This window comes from Sphingomonas sp. AC522, assembly GCF_979258125.1.
The window spans coordinates 2,344,554-2,362,571 of sequence record NZ_OZ409836.1 but is presented as its reverse complement, the minus strand read 5'-3'; the positions used below and the strand labels follow the sequence as shown (position 1 = coordinate 2,362,571).

At 65.5% G+C, this 18,018-nt stretch carries 20 protein-coding genes; 11 read left to right on the top strand and 9 right to left on the bottom strand.

Going from position 1 to position 18,018, the window contains the following annotated elements; genetic code table 11:
- Positions 1–68 precede the first annotated feature (68 nt).
- Positions 69–935 (bottom strand): alpha/beta fold hydrolase, encoded by an 867-nt coding sequence (locus tag ACZZZM_RS11745; RefSeq protein WP_463595279.1) that lies wholly within the window; start codon positions 933–935, stop codon positions 69–71.
- Between ACZZZM_RS11745 and ACZZZM_RS11740 the strand changes: the two genes are divergently transcribed.
- A complete protein-coding gene (locus tag ACZZZM_RS11740) occupies positions 928–1,140 on the top strand; it encodes a hypothetical protein (protein WP_463595278.1) in 213 nt (70 codons plus the stop codon). The two genes, ACZZZM_RS11745 and ACZZZM_RS11740, sit on opposite strands and share 8 nt — an antisense overlap.
- An 80-nt stretch (positions 1,141–1,220) precedes the next feature.
- Positions 1,221–1,571, top strand: a complete 351-nt coding sequence (locus tag ACZZZM_RS11735; protein WP_463595277.1) for a hypothetical protein — start codon at positions 1,221–1,223, stop codon at positions 1,569–1,571.
- Here ACZZZM_RS11735 and ACZZZM_RS11730 read toward each other — a convergent pair.
- The 3 genes from ACZZZM_RS11730 to ACZZZM_RS11720 all read right to left on the bottom strand — a co-directional run bounded on the left by ACZZZM_RS11730 (position 1,568) and on the right by ACZZZM_RS11720 (position 5,131).
- Positions 1,568–1,882 (bottom strand): REDY-like protein HapK, encoded by a 315-nt coding sequence (locus tag ACZZZM_RS11730; protein ID WP_463595276.1) that lies wholly within the window; start codon positions 1,880–1,882, stop codon positions 1,568–1,570. The genes ACZZZM_RS11735 and ACZZZM_RS11730 overlap by 4 nt on opposite strands.
- A 99-nt stretch (positions 1,883–1,981) precedes the next feature.
- Complete coding sequence (locus ACZZZM_RS11725; protein WP_463595275.1) at positions 1,982–2,533, bottom strand: glycine zipper 2TM domain-containing protein; 552 nt, start codon at positions 2,531–2,533, stop codon at positions 1,982–1,984.
- 276 nt (positions 2,534–2,809) lie between these two features.
- Positions 2,810–5,131, bottom strand: coding sequence for an ATP-dependent helicase (locus ACZZZM_RS11720; RefSeq protein ID WP_463595274.1), 2,322 nt, complete (start codon positions 5,129–5,131; stop codon positions 2,810–2,812).
- A gap of 105 nt (positions 5,132–5,236) precedes the next feature.
- Here ACZZZM_RS11720 and ACZZZM_RS11715 point away from each other — a divergent pair, with 105 nt between their 5' ends.
- From ACZZZM_RS11715 to ACZZZM_RS11695, 5 genes are all read left to right on the top strand, one after another.
- On the top strand, positions 5,237–5,638 hold the full coding sequence (locus tag ACZZZM_RS11715; RefSeq protein ID WP_463595273.1) for a GFA family protein: 402 nt from the start codon (positions 5,237–5,239) through the stop codon (positions 5,636–5,638).
- A gap of 66 nt (positions 5,639–5,704) precedes the next feature.
- A complete protein-coding gene (locus ACZZZM_RS11710; protein WP_463595272.1) occupies positions 5,705–5,893 on the top strand; it encodes a hypothetical protein in 189 nt (62 codons plus the stop codon).
- A 98-nt stretch (positions 5,894–5,991) separates the two neighbouring features.
- Entirely contained in the window at positions 5,992–7,635 is a 1,644-nt protein-coding gene (locus ACZZZM_RS11705) for an inorganic phosphate transporter (RefSeq protein WP_463595271.1), read from the top strand.
- Between the two features lie 82 nt (positions 7,636–7,717).
- Entirely contained in the window at positions 7,718–8,908 is a 1,191-nt protein-coding gene (locus tag ACZZZM_RS11700) for a DUF418 domain-containing protein (RefSeq protein ID WP_463595270.1), read from the top strand.
- An 11-nt stretch (positions 8,909–8,919) separates the two neighbouring features.
- Complete coding sequence (locus ACZZZM_RS11695; protein ID WP_463595269.1) at positions 8,920–10,182, top strand: MFS transporter; 1,263 nt, start codon at positions 8,920–8,922, stop codon at positions 10,180–10,182.
- Between the two features lie 24 nt (positions 10,183–10,206).
- Here the strand turns inward: ACZZZM_RS11695 and rsmD are convergent, their stop codons facing one another.
- On the bottom strand, positions 10,207–10,746 hold the full coding sequence (gene rsmD / locus ACZZZM_RS11690; protein ID WP_463595268.1) for a 16S rRNA (guanine(966)-N(2))-methyltransferase RsmD: 540 nt from the start codon (positions 10,744–10,746) through the stop codon (positions 10,207–10,209).
- Entirely contained in the window at positions 10,743–12,116 is a 1,374-nt protein-coding gene (locus tag ACZZZM_RS11685; protein ID WP_463595267.1) for a pseudouridine synthase, read from the bottom strand. The genes rsmD and ACZZZM_RS11685 overlap by 4 nt, the downstream gene beginning before the upstream one ends.
- A 105-nt stretch (positions 12,117–12,221) precedes the next feature.
- Here ACZZZM_RS11685 and ACZZZM_RS11680 point away from each other — a divergent pair, with 105 nt between their 5' ends.
- A complete protein-coding gene (locus ACZZZM_RS11680) occupies positions 12,222–12,659 on the top strand; it encodes a response regulator (protein ID WP_463595266.1) in 438 nt (145 codons plus the stop codon).
- Between the two features lie 94 nt (positions 12,660–12,753).
- Here ACZZZM_RS11680 and ACZZZM_RS11675 read toward each other — a convergent pair whose 3' ends face one another.
- Positions 12,754–13,893, bottom strand: a complete 1,140-nt coding sequence (locus ACZZZM_RS11675; RefSeq protein WP_463595265.1) for an aromatic ring-hydroxylating oxygenase subunit alpha — start codon at positions 13,891–13,893, stop codon at positions 12,754–12,756.
- A gap of 56 nt (positions 13,894–13,949) precedes the next feature.
- Here ACZZZM_RS11675 and ACZZZM_RS11670 point away from each other — a divergent pair, with 56 nt between their 5' ends.
- The 3 genes from ACZZZM_RS11670 to ACZZZM_RS11660 are packed head-to-tail and all read left to right on the top strand — an operon-like array spanning position 13,950 to position 16,101.
- Complete coding sequence (locus tag ACZZZM_RS11670) at positions 13,950–14,720, top strand: MFS transporter (protein ID WP_463595264.1); 771 nt, start codon at positions 13,950–13,952, stop codon at positions 14,718–14,720.
- Positions 14,642–15,604, top strand: coding sequence for an MFS transporter (locus ACZZZM_RS11665; protein ID WP_463595263.1), 963 nt, complete (start codon positions 14,642–14,644; stop codon positions 15,602–15,604). Before ACZZZM_RS11670 ends, ACZZZM_RS11665 begins: the two co-directional genes overlap by 79 nt.
- On the top strand, positions 15,604–16,101 hold the full coding sequence (locus tag ACZZZM_RS11660; protein ID WP_463595262.1) for a DUF2939 domain-containing protein: 498 nt from the start codon (positions 15,604–15,606) through the stop codon (positions 16,099–16,101). The genes ACZZZM_RS11665 and ACZZZM_RS11660 overlap by 1 nt, the downstream gene beginning before the upstream one ends.
- Here the strand turns inward: ACZZZM_RS11660 and ACZZZM_RS11655 are convergent.
- A complete protein-coding gene (locus ACZZZM_RS11655; RefSeq protein ID WP_463595261.1) occupies positions 16,098–16,523 on the bottom strand; it encodes a DUF6628 family protein in 426 nt (141 codons plus the stop codon). The two genes, ACZZZM_RS11660 and ACZZZM_RS11655, sit on opposite strands and share 4 nt — an antisense overlap.
- 154 nt (positions 16,524–16,677) lie before the next feature.
- The gene (locus tag ACZZZM_RS11650) at positions 16,678–17,991 is read right to left on the bottom strand and encodes a bifunctional folylpolyglutamate synthase/dihydrofolate synthase (protein ID WP_463595260.1); all 1,314 of its coding nucleotides are present in this window, start codon (positions 17,989–17,991) and stop codon (positions 16,678–16,680) included.
- Positions 17,992–18,018 lie beyond the last annotated feature (27 nt).

The window sequence follows — 18,018 nt, the reverse complement described above, 5'->3', positions numbered from 1 at the left end:
GGGTGCCTCTTGGCGCTTCAAATCCTACATCGCAATGCGCGAATGGAATTGAACCGCCAAGCCGGGCTTTAGGCGAAGGTGTCGGCGTCCTGGCGGCTGCTCGCGGTAGTCGGGGTTCCGCTCAGGAAAGTGAGCAGATCCTTAGCCAGGCGATCGGTCGCGGTCAGGAACAGGCCATGGGGTTCGCCGTCATATTCGACATATTGCGATCCCGTAATGCCGGCCGCGGCATTCTTGCCGATTTCGGGCGGGACGACGGTGTCGCTGGTGCCGTGAAGCACGAGCGTCGGCACGTTGAACGATGCCAGATCTGGCCGGAAATCGGTGAAACCGAACGACTGGGCTGCCGCCAGCGTCGCCTTTAGGCTCGCCGTCATCGCGACGTTGAACGACGCCTGGCGCGCCTCTTCGCTAACCGGATGCGAGATCAGGCCGACGCCGTAGAATTGCTTGAAGAAGGTACCGAAGAACGCGGCGCGGTCTTCCTCCACCGATTTTGCGATCGTCTCCAGCTTCGCCTGCGGTACACCGTTCGGATTGTCGTCGGTCTGGAGCATATAGGGCACGACCGAGCTGAGCAGGGCCGCCGAGATCACGCCCATGCCGCCATGGCGCGACATATAGCGCGCCACTTCGCCGCCACCCATCGAGAAGCCGACCAGAGTAGCGTCCGATGTCGCGCCGGTTTCCTGCATCACGTCGGCGAGATCATCCGCCAGCGTATCGTAATCATAGCCGGTGAAGGGCTGGTCCGAACGGCCGAAGCCGCGGCGATCGTAGGAAATCGCGCGATAGCCATTGTCGGCGAGTTGCATCGCGATCGGATCCCAGCTGTCCGCCGAGAGCGGCCAGCCATGGATCAGGACGACCGGGCGACCTGCGCCCCAATCCTTGACGTACAGCTCCGTGCCGTCGCGCGTCTTCACCTTGGCCATGATCGAACTCCTTCTATGTCGATCAAGCGAACCCGCCGCACCGTGTTGCGTTCCTCCGCCATATTACCAGTACGGAACCGTACCGATCACGCTCGGTTATGCCATCGGACATCCAAGGAGACGATCGATGGGCAAGGGCATTCTGCTGTGGCTGGTTGGAATTCCGATTCCGATCATCATCCTGTTGCTGCTCTTCTGGCGCTGACCTGACGAGGCGGGGCGGCAGGCTAAATTTTAGCGCCGCCCCCTCTTGTTGCAACGCAGCATAAACGCCATATTATGCGCATGAGCGAGACCAGCGAACCGGAGAGCCAAGGGCCAAGCGGCCCGACCGCCACGATCCTCGAAGCAATCGTCCGCCAGCTCTGCGTCTCGGCCACCTACAATCGCAAGCGCATGATCCTGGCTCCACACATCGCCTATCTGCGGGGTGCCGCGCTCTATGTCGACGCGCTGGTCATCTCGCGTGAGAACATGCTGGCCCGCGAAGAGAAGATCGGCACCTTCAAGATCGACGGGCTTTCCGAGCTCCTGCTCACCCAGCGAGCCTTCGCGGCGAGCGACTTGTTCGATCCGTCGCTTGAGAAATATGCCAGCGCCGTGATGGCGATCGAGCCCGAGGCCGCGGCCGCCTAAACCACTTCGTCGGCGAGGATGAACTTCGGATCGTCCACCTGGTCCATGAACTCGCCCATGATCCCCTGGATCACGCCGCCAGGCATGTCCTGCGTCACGAAGCCATCGAGATCGGGGACGTCGAAGATCTCGATATAATCCATCCCCGGCTCGCCTTCTCCCATCAGCAACCCGGTGACCCGGTGGTTCACGAAGCTCGCCACGCGCGATAGCCCGCGCATCGCCGGATAATCGGTCGTCCGCACCCAATCCTCGAACGCTTCCGGCGCGACGCCGGGCTTCAGACGATAGGTCAGGATGATCTTGGCCATGTGCTTCCCCCCAATAGCTTCATATTCCCGCAAACATGGCCGGTGCGGGGCAAGCTGGCAAGCGGGGAGCCGGACGCCTGACCCGGCTCCCCGAAAGCATCAACGGCAGCGGACCTGCTGGTTGTTGCGGTCAACCGAGCTGCCCAGCGCACCGCCGGCAATCGCGCCAAGCACGGTGCCCAGTGTGCGCGAACGGCCGCCGGCAATGACGTTGCCGAACAAGCCGCCGGCCGCGGCGCCGACGATCAGGCCGGTGGTGCCGTCATTGCGCTTGCAATAATAGCGCCCGTCCTGCCCGCGATAGATGCGGTCGTCCTGAGTCAGCACGCGTTCCTGATAATTGCCCTGGCGGTAATCGCGGGCGGGATCGTAGATTTCCTCGTCGCGCGGATCGACATAGCCGGTGGCGGGGCCGCCGCCGCCGCGCCAATCGCCGCGCGGACGCGACGTGCGATAGCGCTCAAGCGCTTGCTGATAGGTCTGATATTCGCGTTCGAAGCGCTGCTGCGCGGCATCGAAACGCGCTTCCTCATCCTGCTGCTGGCCATAGCCTGGCCCGCCCGATCCGCCGGGCCCGCGCTGCGCGGCTGCCGGAGTGGCGACAGCGAGCGTGGCTGCAGCGATTGCCGCGAGGCATGTGAAGGTCTTCATGGTTTCTCTCCTCTGAAACTGCTCGGGGGATACGAGCGGGCAGGTGGAAACGTTCCGGCAACGATTCGCGCTGGCTGAACAGCCATGGCCGCGCGGCGGCCTTGTCGCGCATCTCGCGTGCGGTAGGTCAGAAGAATGATAGGGGCCGATAGCGATAGATACCCATCGATACGTGCCGTGGAAAATCAATGAAAACCAGATCAGCTGCGCCGGTTTGATTCTAATAATCTAGTTTTGATAAATTACTTTGCGGAGGACAGTTAAGGAAAACCTGGCCTAACCTTCGCCCAAACTCACAAAACTATCCATCACGCGCTTCCGCCCCGCCTGCTCGAAGTCGATCTCGAGCTTGTTCCCCTCGATTTCGGCGATCTCGCCATAGCCGAACTTCTGGTGGAACACGCGCGTGCCCACGGACAGGTCGCTGCGGGGCTTGGCGCCGACGCTGATTGCGCTGGCTCTGCCTTCGAGCACCCGGGGGGCTTCGCGGGTAAAGGTTCGGCTTTGGAAGGCACCGCCGGGGTTCTTGGGATCGAAGCCGGTGCCGGCAGCGCGTTGCCAGCCGGGGCCTCGGCCGGTGCCGCGGCCGACGTCGGCGAAGGGGTCGGCGCGTTCGGACCAGTTTGCCTGCCATAAGGAAGCGCCACCGCTCATCGTGGTTTCTTCGGCGATGTGCTCCTTGGGGAGTTCGGCGATGAAGCGGCTGGGGAGCGATGAGGTCCATTGGCCGTAGATGCGGCGGTTGGCGGCGTGGAGGATGGTGGCGGCGCGGCGGGCGCGGGTGATCGCGACATAGGCCAGGCGGCGTTCTTCCTCCAAGGAAGCGAGGCCGCCTTCGTCGAGGGCGCGTTGCGAGGGGAACAGGCCTTCTTCCCAGCCTGCCAGGAACACCGTGTCGAATTCCAAGCCCTTGGCGGCGTGGATGGTCATGATGGTGACCTTGGGGTCGTCGGCATTGGCCTCATTGTCCATGACGAGGCTGACATGCTCGAGGAAGGCAGTGAGGGACTCATACTCCTCCATCGCGCGGACGAGCTCGTTGAGGTTTTCGAGGCGACCGGCGGCTTCGGCGGTTTTGTCGGCCTGCCACATTGCGGTGTAGCCACTTTCGTCGAGAATTTGCCGGGCGAGCTCGGGATGGGGGAGGGTGTCGCCCATGGCGCGCCAGCGGGCGATGTCGCCGACGAGGTTGCCTAGCGAGCGGCGGGCCTGGGGGGTGAGCTCGTCGGTGTCGAGGATGCGCGCACATGCGGTGGTGAGGGGGATGCCCTCCGCGCGGGCATATTGGTGGACCTTGGCGAGCGCCTTGTCGCCGAGTCCGCGTTTGGGGGTGTTGACGATGCGCTCGAAGGCGAGATCGTCGGCAGGCTGGGCGACGACGCGGAGATAGGCGAGGGCATCGCGGATTTCGGCGCGCTCATAGAAGCGAAAGCCGCCGACGATGCGATAGTTGAGGCCGATCGAAATGAAGCGGTCCTCGAACTCGCGGGTCTGGTGCTGGGCGCGGACGAGGATGGCGATGTCGTCGAGACTGGCGCCGCCCCGCTGGGCGCCCTCAATGTCCTCGCCGACGCGGCGGGCTTCCTCGGGGCCGTCCCAGATGCCGAGGACCTTGACCTTTTCGCCCTCGGGCTTCTCGGTCCACAGCGTCTTGCCGAGGCGACCGCCATTATTGGCGATGACGCCCGAGGCGGCGGCGAGAATGTGGGGCGTGCTGCGGTAATTCTGTTCGAGCTTGATGACCTTGGCGCCGGGGAAATCCTTGTCGAACTTGAGGATGTTTTCGACCAGCGCGCCGCGCCATGAGTAGATAGACTGGTCGTCGTCGCCGACGCAGCACAGGTTGCGGCGCTCCTGGGCGAGGAGGCGCAGCCAGAGATATTGGACGGCGTTGGTGTCCTGATATTCGTCGACCATGATGTAGCGGAAGCGCTGCTGGTAGAGCTCCAGCACGTCGCGGTGGGTCTTGAGGATCACCAGCATGTGGAGCAGCAGATCGCCGAAATCGCAGGCGTTGAGCGTGCGCAGGCGGTCCTGATATTGCTGGTAGAGTGACTGGCCGCGGCCATTGGCATATTGCTCGGATTCGGCCGCGCCGATCTCCGCGGGGGTGAGGCCCTTATTCTTCCACTGATCGATCAGCCCGGCGAGCTGCCGGGCGGGCCAGCGTTTCTCGTCGAGTTCGTTGACGGTGATGAGCTGTTTCAGGAGGCGCAGCTGATCGTCGGTATCGAGGATGGTGAAGTTCGACTGCAGCCCGACCAATTCGGCATGGCGGCGGAGCATTTTGGCGCCGATGGCGTGGAAGGTGCCGAGCCAGGGCATGCCTTCCACCGCTTGCCCGACATGGCGGCCGACACGCTCCTTCATCTCGCGCGCGGCCTTGTTGGTGAAGGTCACCGCGAGCAACTCTGAGGGATAGGCCTTGCGGGTCCAGAGCAGATGGGCGAGGCGCGCGGTGAGCGCCGCGGTCTTGCCAGTGCCGGCGCCGGCGAGGACGAGGACCGGGCCTTCGGTGGTGAGCACCGCGTCGCGCTGGGGCGCGTTCAGGCCCTGGAGATAGGGGGCGTCGTCTGGCGCAGGCGCGGGAAGAGTCATGCGCGAACAGTTAGGGAACGGGGGGAGGCGAGGCAATGGCAATAGCAGTTGCGGATACGCAACGATCCGCATAGAACAAAGCCAGACCATCGGGAGAGAATTGACATGGCGATCACCGGCAAATGCCATTGCGGCGCGATCCGCTATACTGCGGAAGGCGCGGCCGAACATCATGCGCTGTGCCATTGCGTGGATTGCCGCGGCTGGTCGGGCGCGCCGATGGTGGGGTGGATCGCTTTCAAGGAAGAACAGGTCACCGTTGAAGGCGAGCCGGTGGGCTATCGCTCTTCCGAACATGCGACTCGCGAATTCTGCGGCAAGTGCGGGACGGGGCTGTTTTATCGCAACCCCAAATTCCTGCCCGGGATAGTCGATATCCAATCGGGGACGCTGGACGATGGCGCCGGCAATGCGCCCAGCGCCCACATCATGGTCAAGGAGCGGCTGCCCTGGATGGAAAAGGCGCACGAACTGCCCGAGTTCGCGACTTATCCCGGGATGGACTGAGGCTTCCGGGCCGCGGCGATTGCGGCGCCTGCGCCGCGGCCGTATCGTGGCGCCAGGGAGCAGCAGATGAACCTACGTAACCGCAAGGCCCGCATCGCCATCGCGCTGGCGATCGCCGTGTTCGCCGCGTTCGTCGTGTGGCGCACGAGCACGACGAGCGAGGACCCGCGCGCCTGCACGCCGGGGCGCGAAGAGATCAAGGATGCGAGCGGCAAGGTGATCGAGATCAAGCGCGTGGAGTGCCATCGCGGCTGACCTCGAAATTCGGTTGGTCGACTGTCACAAACCATCCACAGCTTTGTAACTTATGTGTCATCACATTGTCACACAGCGCCGCCAGAGCCCGGCCCAACATGGCCACTCTCGCTCTCGATCAGGCCTCGCCGGCATCGCCGACGCGGGGGTCGCGATTCGACTATAAGACTCACCCGATCCTCAAGTTCCTGTTCGCGGCATTGCTGGTCGGCGGGCTGCTTTATGCCGGGTGGAGCGTGCTCGATGACACCCGCGGCGTGGGCGAGGAGCTTGCCTTCGGGGTGTTCGCGTTCCTGGGGCTGGCGCTGCTGATCGCGCTGGGATTCGAGTTCGTGAACGGGTTTCATGACACCGCCAATGCCGTGGCGACGGTGATCTACACCAATTCGATGCCGGCGCATGTCGCGGTCATCTGGTCGGGGATCTGGAATTTCCTGGGGGTGATGTTCTCCAGCGGGGCCGTGGCCTATGCGATCATCACGCTGCTGCCGGTGGATTTGATCCTGAATGTCGGCTCGGCGGGCGGATTCGCGATGATCTTTGCGCTGCTGCTGGCGGCGGTCATCTGGAACCTTGCGACCTGGTTTGTCGGGCTGCCCAATTCTTCGAGCCATACGCTGATCGGCTCGGTGCTCGGGGTCGGGCTGGCCAATCAGTTGATCCTGCAGGGCTCGCGCGGCGGTACTGCCGGCGTCGATTGGGCACAGGTGCAGAAGGTGCTGACGGGGCTGTGGATGGCGCCGCTGATCGGTTTCGGCGCGGCATTGCTGCTGATCCTGGTGATGCGGATGGTGGTGCGCCAGCCGAGCCTGTATCGCTCGCCCGAAGGCAATGCGCCGCCGCCCAAGGGCATCCGCGCGCTGATGATCTTCACGTGCACCGCGGTCTCGTTCACGCATGGCAGCAATGACGGGCAGAAGGGGATGGGGCTTATCATGCTCATCCTGATCGGCTGCGCGCCGACCGCCTATGCGCTCAATCGCACGCTGCCGGCGAGCGAGACCCCGGCTTTCGTCCAGACCGCGAATGTCGCGACCGCCGTGTTCAACGTGCGCGGCGGCAGCTTCGACGTGCCGGTGGAGCAGGCGCGCAAGGATCTGACCACTGCGCTTCAGCATCACAAGATCGAGAAGCCGCAAACCTATGCCGCGCTCGAGGCGCTGTCGCGCGACCTGAGCGTGCGCGTGGCGGGCTATGGCTCGCTGAGCGCCGTGCCCGCCGAGGCGACGCACAATGTTCGCAATGACATGTATCTGGTGCTCGATTCGACGCGGCTGATCACCAAGAAGCCGCCCGCGGACTTCAGCGCTGCCGATACCAGGGCAGTGAAGGAATATCAGACGCGCCTGGAGGCCGGCACGCGGTTCATTCCGCTATGGGTGAAGGTCGTCGTCGCGATCGCATTGGGCCTGGGGACGATGATCGGCTGGAAGCGGATCGTGATCACCGTGGGCGAGAAGATCGGCAAGAACGGCATGACCTATGGCCAGGGCGCGACGGCCGGGCTGGTCACCGCGGGCACGATCCTCGCCGCGGACCGCTTCGGGCTGCCGGTTTCAACCACGCATATCCTGTCTTCGAGCGTGGCGGGCGGTTCGGTGGGCAATGGCGGCGGGCTGCAGGCCAAGACGATCGGGCATCTGGCTCTGGCATGGCTGCTGACGCTGCCTGCGGCGATGGCGCTTTCGGGCGGGCTTTATTGGCTCATGCTGATGGCGGTGAAGGCGATGGGGCTGCAGTAAGCGGTCTGGCGCCAAGCAGGAATGCCCTCGCCTTGGGCGCGGCCTGCTGCTAGCCCCGGAACGAAGTAGCCGGGGGGCCGCGATGACGCCGAATGACGAGCGTATCCATCTGATCGACGCGGTGCGGGCAGTTGCGCTGTACGGCGTCATCACCTTCAATTTCACGGCGATGGTGATGGCGTTTGCCGGCGGCGAGCTGATGTCGCGCGCCGCTCCGGCCGACATGGCGTTCGCGACGTTCGATCTGGTGCTGGTGCAGGGGAAGGCCCGGGCATGCTTCGCACTGCTATTCGGGCTGGGCTTCGGGATATTGATGGAGCGCGCGGCTGCCCGCGGGCAGGGCTTTGCTGCTTTCTATCTGCGGCGGATGCTGGTGCTGCTGGCGATCGGGCTGATCAATCTCGCCTTCCTGTTCTGGGGCGACATATTGATTCTTTATGCCGTGCTGGGAATGGCGATGCTGCTGTTCCGCAACGCAAGCGACCGTACGCTGCTGATATTGGGGCTGGCCTTCATTCTCGTGCCGCCCTTGGTGGCCGGCGCGATCGAAGGGTTGACCGGAGCAGCGGTGCCCAATCTGGCGGGGCTGTCGCCAGCGGCAGCCGAAGGAGCGGTGGCGGCCACCGCTCCGATCTATCGGGGCTCCGACTATGCCGCCTATGTCGCCGCGAATCTCGCTTATTATCTCGATCATTACCGGACCGACACCGCCTATGCCGTGATCTATGATTTCAGCGTGCTGGGGCTGTTCCTGCTTGGCTTCTGGGCAGCGCGAAACCGCCTGCTCGCCGAGGTTTCGCGCTGGCGTCCGCTGCTGGTGCGCCTGTCCTGGTGGTGCCTGCCGATCGGACTGGCGCTCAGCGTCGTCCACGCGACGCGGCGGATGGGCATTCCGGCTGAAGGCTGGGCCCATGCCGGCGTGACCGCGGCCTATGCAGGCCTGTCGGTAGCGGCGATCGGCTATATCGCGATCTTCTGCCTGCTGCTGAGCGGACCGGGGCGCTTCCTGCAACGGCCCCTGGCGCCGATGGGGAGGATGGCGCTGACCGGCTATCTGGCGTCCAACGCGATCGGCTCCTTTATCTGGTATGGCTGGGGATTGGGCCTGCTCGGCGAATGGAATCTGGCCGCAATCAACCTGCTGGCACTGGCAATCTTCATGGGATTGTGCCTGTCTAGCGCGGTCTGGCTCAAGGCATTTCGCTTTGGGCCGGCCGAGTGGGCGTGGCGCTCGCTGACTTATGGCAAGGCGCAGCCGCTGCTCCGCAAATAGAAGGCTCTGGCATGACCGCACCCGCATCGCACCGCCGGATCCTGTTCGCGAGCCTGGTCGGCACGTCGGTCGAATTCTATGATTTCTATATTTATGCGACGGCAGCGGCCCTAGTGTTTCCGGCGCTGTTCTTCCCAGCAAGCGACCCGACGGTGGCGCAGCTTGCATCCTATGCGAGCTTCAGCGTTGCATTCTTCGCGCGGCCGCTCGGCGGGCTGGTGTTCGGGCATTTCGGCGACAGGATGGGGCGGAAGTCGACGCTGGTCGCCTCGCTGATGCTGATGGGCATCTCGACGGTGCTGATCGCATTCCTGCCGACCTATGCGATGATCGGCTGGGTCGCGCCCTTGCTGCTGTGCCTGCTGCGGTTCGGGCAGGGGCTGGGCCTTGGCGGCGAATGGGGCGGGGCCTCGCTGCTCGCGGTCGAGAATGCGCCGCCGGGCTGGGCGAACCGTTATGGCGCCTTCCCGCCGATGGGCGCGCCGGTGGGGTTCATTTGCGCCAATGGCTTCTTCCTGATCCTGGGCGGGCTGCTGACCGATGCGCAATTCGCCGAATGGGGCTGGCGGGTTCCGTTCCTGGCCAGCGCGGTGCTGGTGCTGCTCGGGCTGTGGGTGCGGCTGACGCTGACCGAGACGCCAGCATTCGTCGAGGCGCAGGAAAAAGCGCCGCCGCCGCGCGTGCCAGTGGGCGAATTGCTGCGCGACCATCTCCGTCCGACGCTGGCCGGCACGGTAGCGACGGTGGCGTGCTTCGCGCTCTTCTATGTCTCGACGGTGTTCATCATCGGCTACGGCACCAAGGCGCTGGGCTATGATCGCGAGACTTTTCTGGGGCTCGAGCTCGGGGCCATCCTGTTCATGGCGGCGGGGATCTGGATCGCGAGCAGCTATGCCGACAAATATAGTGCGGCGCGGGTGCTGGCGATCGGATGCGTCGTCACGATGCTTGCGGGGCTGGCGATGACCTGGCTGCTGGCGCCTGACGCGCCGGTGATGCTGTTCGGCTGGCTTGCCTTCGCGTTGTTCACGATGGGGCTGGTCTATGGCCCGCTTGGTGGCTGGCTGCCGAGCCTGTTCCCGGCGCGCGTGCGCTATACCGGCGTGTCGGTGACGTTCAACCTGGGCGGGATCATCGGGGGCGGGCTTACCCCGCTGATCGCGCAGGCTTTGGTCGAGCGCGGCGGGCTGGGACTGGTCGGGATGTATCTGGGCGGGGCAGGGCTGCTTAGCTTGATCGCGCTGATGACGCTGCGGAAGCGCGTGGCGGCTTAGCGCTCACCTGCGAAAGCAGGAGAACTAGGTGGCGCGGAGCAGGGTGATGCGGGCTTTGCCGTAGACGCGCGAGGCGTCGGCGGTGAAGCCGGCAATTTCGGGTTCCTCGTCCTTGGCGGTCTCGATGCTCACCCAGGTCGCGGGGCCAGTCCATCCGAGCCGCGCCAGCTTGTCTAGCGCGACACTGCCCGCACTAGTGCCATAAGGTGGGTCCATCAGGATCAGGTCGAGGGGCTTGGCCGCGGGGCCGAGGGTCATCACCGAAGCTGGACGGACGTCCGCACCCTTGGCGCCCAGCTTGACGATATTGGTCTTAAGCGCGTCGACTGCGGCCTTGTCCTGCTCGACGAATAGGCACGAAGCCGCGCCGCGCGAGAGAGCCTCAAGCCCGAGCGCGCCCGAGCCTGCAAACAGATCGGCGACGGCGAGGTCCTCGAAGCTGCCGACGCGGCTGGCGAGCATCGAGAACAGCGCCTCGCGCGTGCGATCCGCAGTGGGGCGCGTGATTTCGCCCTTCGGCGCGAGCAGCGGGCGCCCGCGCCATTGCCCGGCGATGATCCTCATTTGCGCGTGCGCGGCGGCCGCGCTGGCTTTCCGGGCTTGCCGGGGCGCGACGGCTTGCCACGGCCGCCCGAGGGACCCTTGGTCGGCTTGGCGGTAATGGCGCCGGCGCGGGGCTCGAGCGTGTCGCGGTGCGCGCGCGAGCGTGCGGCGCGCGCGGGGTTGGCGATGGCCTCGTCGCGCGAGGGACGCTCGGGACGTGCCGGCCGCTCGGGTGCCCGGGCGGGCGTGACGCGCGGGGTGAAGCGGGCCTCGCCGGCGGGAGCGCGCCGCGCAGGCGCATCCTCGCGAGCGGGCCGTTCAGCGCGTGCGGGAGCGCCGCGTGGTGCGAAGCGGGTTTCGCCGGAGGGAGCTCCCCGGGCCGGGCCGCGGCGGTTCGTTGCATCCTCGCGCGCAGGCCGCTCCGCGCGCGGTGGGGCGCCGCGCGGGGTGAAGCGGGGTTCCGCCGGTTCGACACGTGGCTCGACGGTGCGGACGCGGGCAGGGGGCTTGGCGCGGGTGCGCTGCCCATCGGGCTCGCGGCCGGTCGCCACGGGCTGCGGCTTGGGTGCGGCGGGAACGCGCTGGCGGACTGCAAATTGCAGGTTCGACGCAGCCTTGCCGCCGCCGGGCTTGGCGAGGACGGTGCGGAAGGTCGCCAGGTCGTTCTGGCGAATCTCGTCGACGTCGCCGATCGGCAAATCACCGAGCCAGAACGGGCCGTAGCGCGTCCGGATCAGGCGGCTGACTTCGAGGCCGAGATATTCGAGGACGCGGCGAACCTCGCGGTTCTTGCCCTCGGTCAGCGTCATCTCGATCCAGACATTGGCGCCGGTGCGCCGCTCGATATTGGCATTGATCGGCCCGTAGCGGACGCCTTCGATCTCGACGCCGAGCATCAGATCCTCGAGCTGTTCCTGATGAACCTGGCCATAGGCCCGAGCGCGATAGCTGCGCTCGACGCCGACCGACGGCAATTCGAGCTGGCGCTTGAGCTCGCCATCGGTGGTGAGAAGCAGCAGTCCCTCGGTGTTCAGATCGAGGCGGCCGACCGGCATGACGCGCGGCAGGCCCTCAGGCATGCGATCGTAGATCGTCAGGCGGCCAGTGAAGTCGCGCTCGGCGGTGAGCAGTCCGGCCGATTTGTGATAGCGGAAGAGCCGCGCGGGCTCGGCCGCCGCGACTGGATTGCCGTCCACCGTGACGCCTTCCAGCGAGGGGAGGACGGTGGCGGGAGTGTCGAGGGTCTTGCCGTTCAGCGCGATGCGGCCGTCGGTGATCATTCGCTCGATTTCGCGGCGCGACGCAATTCCGGCACGGGCCAGCAACTTGGCGATGCGCTGACCGGCAGGGGGGGCTTCGCGAGCGGGCTCATTTGTTTTTGATGGGGGCACGGCGGCGATATAGCGATTGTACGCGGTCTCGCAAAAATTATTGCGCCCGGAAAACGTTTTGCGCGTTAAGGCCCAGGCAAGGCTCCAGGGGCGAGAGCGTAACGAATGTTGTTCGGCGGAAAGAAAAAGCGGCGGATCGAGCGGCTCCTCATCGTCGAGGACGAGCCGCTGGTGGCGTTCGACAACGAGCATTTCCTGAGCGGCGAAGGCTTCGAGATCATCGGCACGGTGGATTCGGTGGCCGATGCGCTGAGCGTGATCGCCGAAAGCGAGGATATCGATTTGCTGCTCGTCGATGTCAGCCTGTCCGACGGCAGCGGGATCGAAGTGGCGCAGGCGGCGCATGCCCGCGGGATCGCAGTGATGTTCGTGACCGGCAATTGCCCGGGCGATGCCAAGCAATTCGCCGCAGGTTGCCTTTCCAAACCCTATGCGCAGCGCGATTTGCTCGCCGCGATCGGCGTGGTCGAAGCGGTTATCGAAGGCGGCAAGGTGCCGCGGAAGCTGCCCGCGGGGTTCAGCCTGTTCGCGAAGGTGGCCTAGGCTCCCTCCTCCATCGGGAAAGGGAAGGGGCCCGCGAGGCAAGGCCGAGTGGGAAGGTGAGGGTGAGTGGCTCGTCACCCTCACCCTTCCGGCGCTACGCCCCTCCCTCCCCCTCCCGATGGGAGAGGGAATTTTCCACAGCATCGTGAAAATGCCGGATACCGCGCTCCAGCGTGCCCAGCGTGAGGCGATCGATCGCTCCCGACGCCAAGCCCTGCTGGCCCAGCTCGCAGGCCCGGAAATCCTCCGCCGCGAAGACGCCGCTGTCGAGCAATTCCCAGCTCCGCTCCCAATGCGCGAGTGCCTTTTCGGTAGTGGAAGCCTCGGGGATCAGCATGAAATCCTCGACCAGCACGCGGCCTTCGGACTGGGGCATCAGGACCATGAGGTTGATGTAATCGGGGCTGACGATCAGCACGGCGCCGGGGAAAATCTGGTAAGTGTAGGTGATCGCCGCACGCAGCGCCGCCCAGTCGTTCGACCCCAGCGCACCTTCGCGGCCGACTGCGCTGCGCTGGTGGGGGCCGATACTGTCGGCGGTCGAGACGCCGTCCTGGAAGAAGGGGGCGATGGTGCCGGCGTGGAGGCGCTGGATATGATAGCCCTCCAGGAACGCATCCATGATCAGCTTCCAATTCGCCTTCACGTCGTGCGTGCGGCGGCGGAAGAAGTGCTGGCCGGCTAGATCGAACGCGTCGAAGTCGTGTGCGAGCGTTTGCGCCTCGGTGAAATCGGCGCCCTCGTCGAACGAGAACCAGATTAGCCCGCCCGCCTCGCAGGTCGGCAAGCGCTTCAGATTGTGTTCGGCCTTGTCGAGGCCGGGGAAGGTGTCGGCGCGGGGCAGGCCGGTGAGGCGGCCGTCTAGAGCGTAGGTCCAGGCGTGATAGGGGCAGACCAGCCGCGGCGCCTTCAGTGCGGTACAGCCTTCGACCAGCCGCGTGCCGCGGTGGCGGCAGACGTTGAGGAAGACATGGGCCTGGCCCTGCTTGTCGCGCGTGATCAGCAGCGGCTTACCAAAGCCGTCATGCGGCACCGCCATGTTGTTTTCCGGGAGCAGCGCCGAGGGTGCGATGACCAATGGCACGTGCGCGAAGATGCGGTCGCGCTCGGCCTCGTAGCGCCTCGGGCAGGTATAAGCGGCTGCGTCGACATGGGTGATTGCGCCGTCGCCTTTGGTCCCGCCCGCAGCGAGTGCGGCGGCGAGCGCGAGCTGGCCTTCGGTCGGCGCGTTCATCCTTGTCCTCTCCTTCATTTGCGCTAGTTTCGCGCCACAAGACCGAGGGGGCAAGAGTGGCTGATAAACTCAAGGGCTGGGCGCTGATCAAGGCCGCGCTGCGCAACCGCAAGACCGCGGCGATGCTGGTGCTCGGCTTCGCCTCCGGCCTGCCCTTTGTGCTGCTGATCGGCACGCTCAATGCGTGGTTGGGCGAGCTCAAGATCAGCCTGGCGACGATCGGCGTGCTTTCGTGGATTGGTCTGGCTTATGCCTTCAAGTTCCTGTGGTCGCCGCTGGTCGATCGCGCGCGGCTGCCACTGCTCGGGCGGCTGGGGCGCAGGCGATCCTGGCTGGTGCTGTGCCAGGGCGCGCTCGCGGTGCTGCTCTGGGCGCTTGCCGCAACCGATCCGCTGACGGCGATCGGCAGCTTCGCGATCCTCGCGGTGATCGCCGCTTTCCTCTCGGCGACGCAGGACGTGGTGATCGACGCGTGGCGCATCGAGATCGCCGACGAGACCGCGACGGTCGATCTACTCTCGGCAATCTATCAGCTCGGCAATCGCTTCGCGGCGCTGACCGGGGGCGCGCTGGCTCTGGTGCTCGCGGCGCGGCTGGACTGGCCGACGGTCTATGTCGGCTTCGGCTTTGTCATGCTCGGCGCGATCGCGATGACTTTATTCACCCCCGAAGTGGTGCGCAGCGAAACGCAGGAGGAATCACCGCTCGCGGGGCACCGAATTCCCGAAAAAGGGAGCGCAGCATCGCGTTGGCGATCGTCGCAGCCTGCTGGCTCTGGGCAATCTACATGCTCGGCAGCTTCATGGCCGCGGCGCTGCAGCCCGTGACGCCCGGCGTGGTCAAGATGACCGCGACCGAGTTCACGAAGTTCTGGGGGCCGTGGATCATCCTCGCCACCGTGATCCTGCCCGCAATCGTATCGGCCTGGACGAGCCGGATTCCGCAGCATGTCGAGCCCGCGGGGATCAAGGCGAGCGGCGCGCAGGCGGCGGCGAACCACAGCTATCGCGCGCTGATCCTGCCATTGGCGGAGATCGTTTCGCGGCTGCGGTGGGGGGCGATCCTCGTGCTGGCACTGATCCTGCTCTACCGGATCGCGGACTCGATCTGGGCCCCCTTCGCCTTCCCATTCTATCTGGATTTCCTCCACTATACGAATGACGAAGTGGCCTTTGCCTCCAAGGTGTTCGGGGTGATCATGACGACTTTGGGCGTGGTGATCGGCGGCGTGATGCTTGCCACCATCGGAAGGATGCCGACCTTGCTAGTGGGCGGAATCGTGGCGGCGGCATCGAATGTGTTGTTTGCAGATCTCGCGATGGGATCGCCGGGCATCAACGCCTTCATGCATTTCACGATGCTCGATTCGATCGGCATCGACCCGCGGATGATGCGCCTGCTGATCGGAATCTCGGGGGAGAACATTGCCGGCGGCCTGGCCGGCACGGCGTTCATCGCCTATATCTCGTCGATCGTTTCGCGCGAATATAGCGCCGTCCAATATGCGCTACTCTCATCGATGACCTTCCTGGTGGGGGCGCTCGGCCGTGCGTCGATCGGCGAGGCGATCGAGACGTACGGCTATGCCAATGTCTTCTACATCACCGCCGGGCTCGGGATGATCGCCGTGGTGCTGGTCGCGATCGAATGGGCGCGAGGTCCCCGGGTGGCGACCGAGCCGCCCCGTCCGGTCGAGGAAGCGGCGGTCTGATGAAGCGGCTGCTCATCGCGCTGGGGCTGGTCGCCGTGATCGCGGCAGGCGGTTGGTATTGGGCATCGCCGTGGTGGACGCTGCAATCGATGAAGGAAGCCGCAGAGGCGCGCGATGTCGATGCGCTGTCGCGCCATGTCGATTATCCGGTGCTGCGCGAAAATGTGAAGCGCCAGCTTCGCCAGCGAATGGAGAGCGGGGTGCGCTCGGACGGCGTGCTCGGCAAGCTCGTGGCGGGCGGGATCGCGGAGCAATTGGTCGACATCGCGATCACGCCCGAGGGGATGCGCGTGATCTTCGCCGCGGCACCGCTGGCGGCCGAGCCGGCGCGTGGCCGGGTCAAGCTCAAGGCGAGCGACATGACCGTGAAGCGCGACGGCCTCAATCGCTTCCGTATGATCCGCAAGGACGGCCAGCCGGGGGCGCTGGTCTTCCGGCTAGAGGGCGCGGGCTGGAAGCTGACGGACATCGAATTGCCGCCGCAAGGGCTAAACTAGCTTAGCGGCAGCGCCAGATCGGCGAAGGCGTTGGCCAGTGCATGCGCGGTGACCAGCACGCCGGTCGCGTCGCGCACGCCGAGCATGTCCGCGAGCAGCACTGCCGCGGCCTGAGGGTTGGTCCGCACCCGGCCGATCACTTCGAGCAACGCGGCTTCCGCGCCGGTCATGCGCGGGCAGCACCAGGGTGCGATCTGGACTGGGCCAGCGGAGATCGCCGAAATCTCCTGCATCAATGCGCGCAGCAGGATCAGCGGGCGCTGGAAATCCTTGCCGAACGCAGTGACGAAAGCGTGCGCGGCGCAGGCATCGTGCAGCCCGTGCATTCCCATTTGCCGAACGCCGAACAGCAACAGCCTGGCCCCGGCGTCCTCGGGCTGGAGGGCGGGGAGGGCAGTCGAAAGCGTGGTACTGACGGACATGCGCGAGCGACTCCCTGAGTTGACGCGGACAGTGTCGCTAAGTCGCTATTGATAGTCAATCGCAATAAGGTGAGACGTTGTTAGGCGGGGTGGAATGCTGTTCTGCTCGTGTTTGCTGATTGCGGTGGTCCGCTCGCGGTCTTCGGGAGAAGGCTCAGTTGGGTAGTTCGCCGTTCGCCTCGAGCACGGTGCCGGCGAGATAGAGCGAGCCGAGGATGAGCACTACGGGTGCCTCGCCCTCATTGGGGATAGCGCTGAGTGCCGCTCGCACATCCGGGGCGGAGGCGGTGCGTTGAATGCACAGCGTCTGCGCAACTTGGGCCAGCGCTGCGGGCGCGTGGTGCTCGTGGCCCGGGACCGGGACAGCCTGGAGGCTGCTCGCGAGCGAAGCAAACGGAGCCAGCAGGCCTTGCGCATCCTTGTTAGATAGCATGCCGAGGATCAGGTGAACGGGGCGCCCTTGTGACACTTGCGCGACCGTGGCACCGACTGCTTCCGCCGCTGCTGGATTGTGCCCGCCGTCGAGCCAGATCTCGCTGCCGTTGGGGAGGAGATCGAGTAGCGGGCCGGGCGAGAGGCGCTGCATGCGTGCGGGCCAGTGGGCATTGCGCGCGGCTTGGGCCAGGGCTGCTTCCGGAATTGTGAACGCGTGCTGGTGTCGAAGCATCGCGATCGCCAGCGCTAGATTGGCGGGCTGATGCGGGCCGGCCAGCGCGGGGAGGGGTGTTTCCACTTCGCCGCGGGAATCGCGGTAATGCAGGCGGCGATCGCGTACTGCCCAATGCCACGCGTCGCCCGCTGCCAGCACCGGAGCGCCGCGCGTTGCGGCCGAGGCACCGACGACGAGCGCGATTTCCTCAGGATATGCCATTGTCATCAGTGGGACATCGACCTTGGCAATGCCGGCCTTCTCGGCAGCGATCGCCTCGGCGGTGTCGCCGAGGAACGCCTGATGATCGACGCCTAGCTGGGCGATGCCTGTGACCAACGGACGCACGACATTGGTCGCGTCGAGCCGCCCGCCCAGGCCGACTTCGACGATGCAGGCATCCGCACGGGTGCGTGCGAAGGCGAGGAAGGCTGCGGCGGTGGTGACTTCGAAGAAGCTCGCGCCGATATCGCCGCCTGCATCCAGCACTTCTTTTAGCAGCGGTGCGAGTTGCGAGTCCTCGATCAGCTCGCCGACGAGGCGGATGCGCTCGTTGAAGCGGACGAGATGCGGGCTGGAGTAGACATGCGCGGTGAGGCCCGCGGCTTCGATCGCAGCGCGGAGGAAGGCGCAGGTCGAGCCCTTGCCGTTGGTGCCGGCGACGTGGAACACCGGGGGCAGGCGCAGGTGCGGATTACCGACGCGCCCGAGCAGTTCGATGATCCGCCCCAGGCCGAGAATGTCGGCGCCCGGGGAGAGCAGGGTGAGCCGGTCGAGCTGGCGCTGAACTTGCGGATCGGTGGAGGTGGCGTGGTCCACTTCTGCTAGCCCCCCACCGATAGCGCG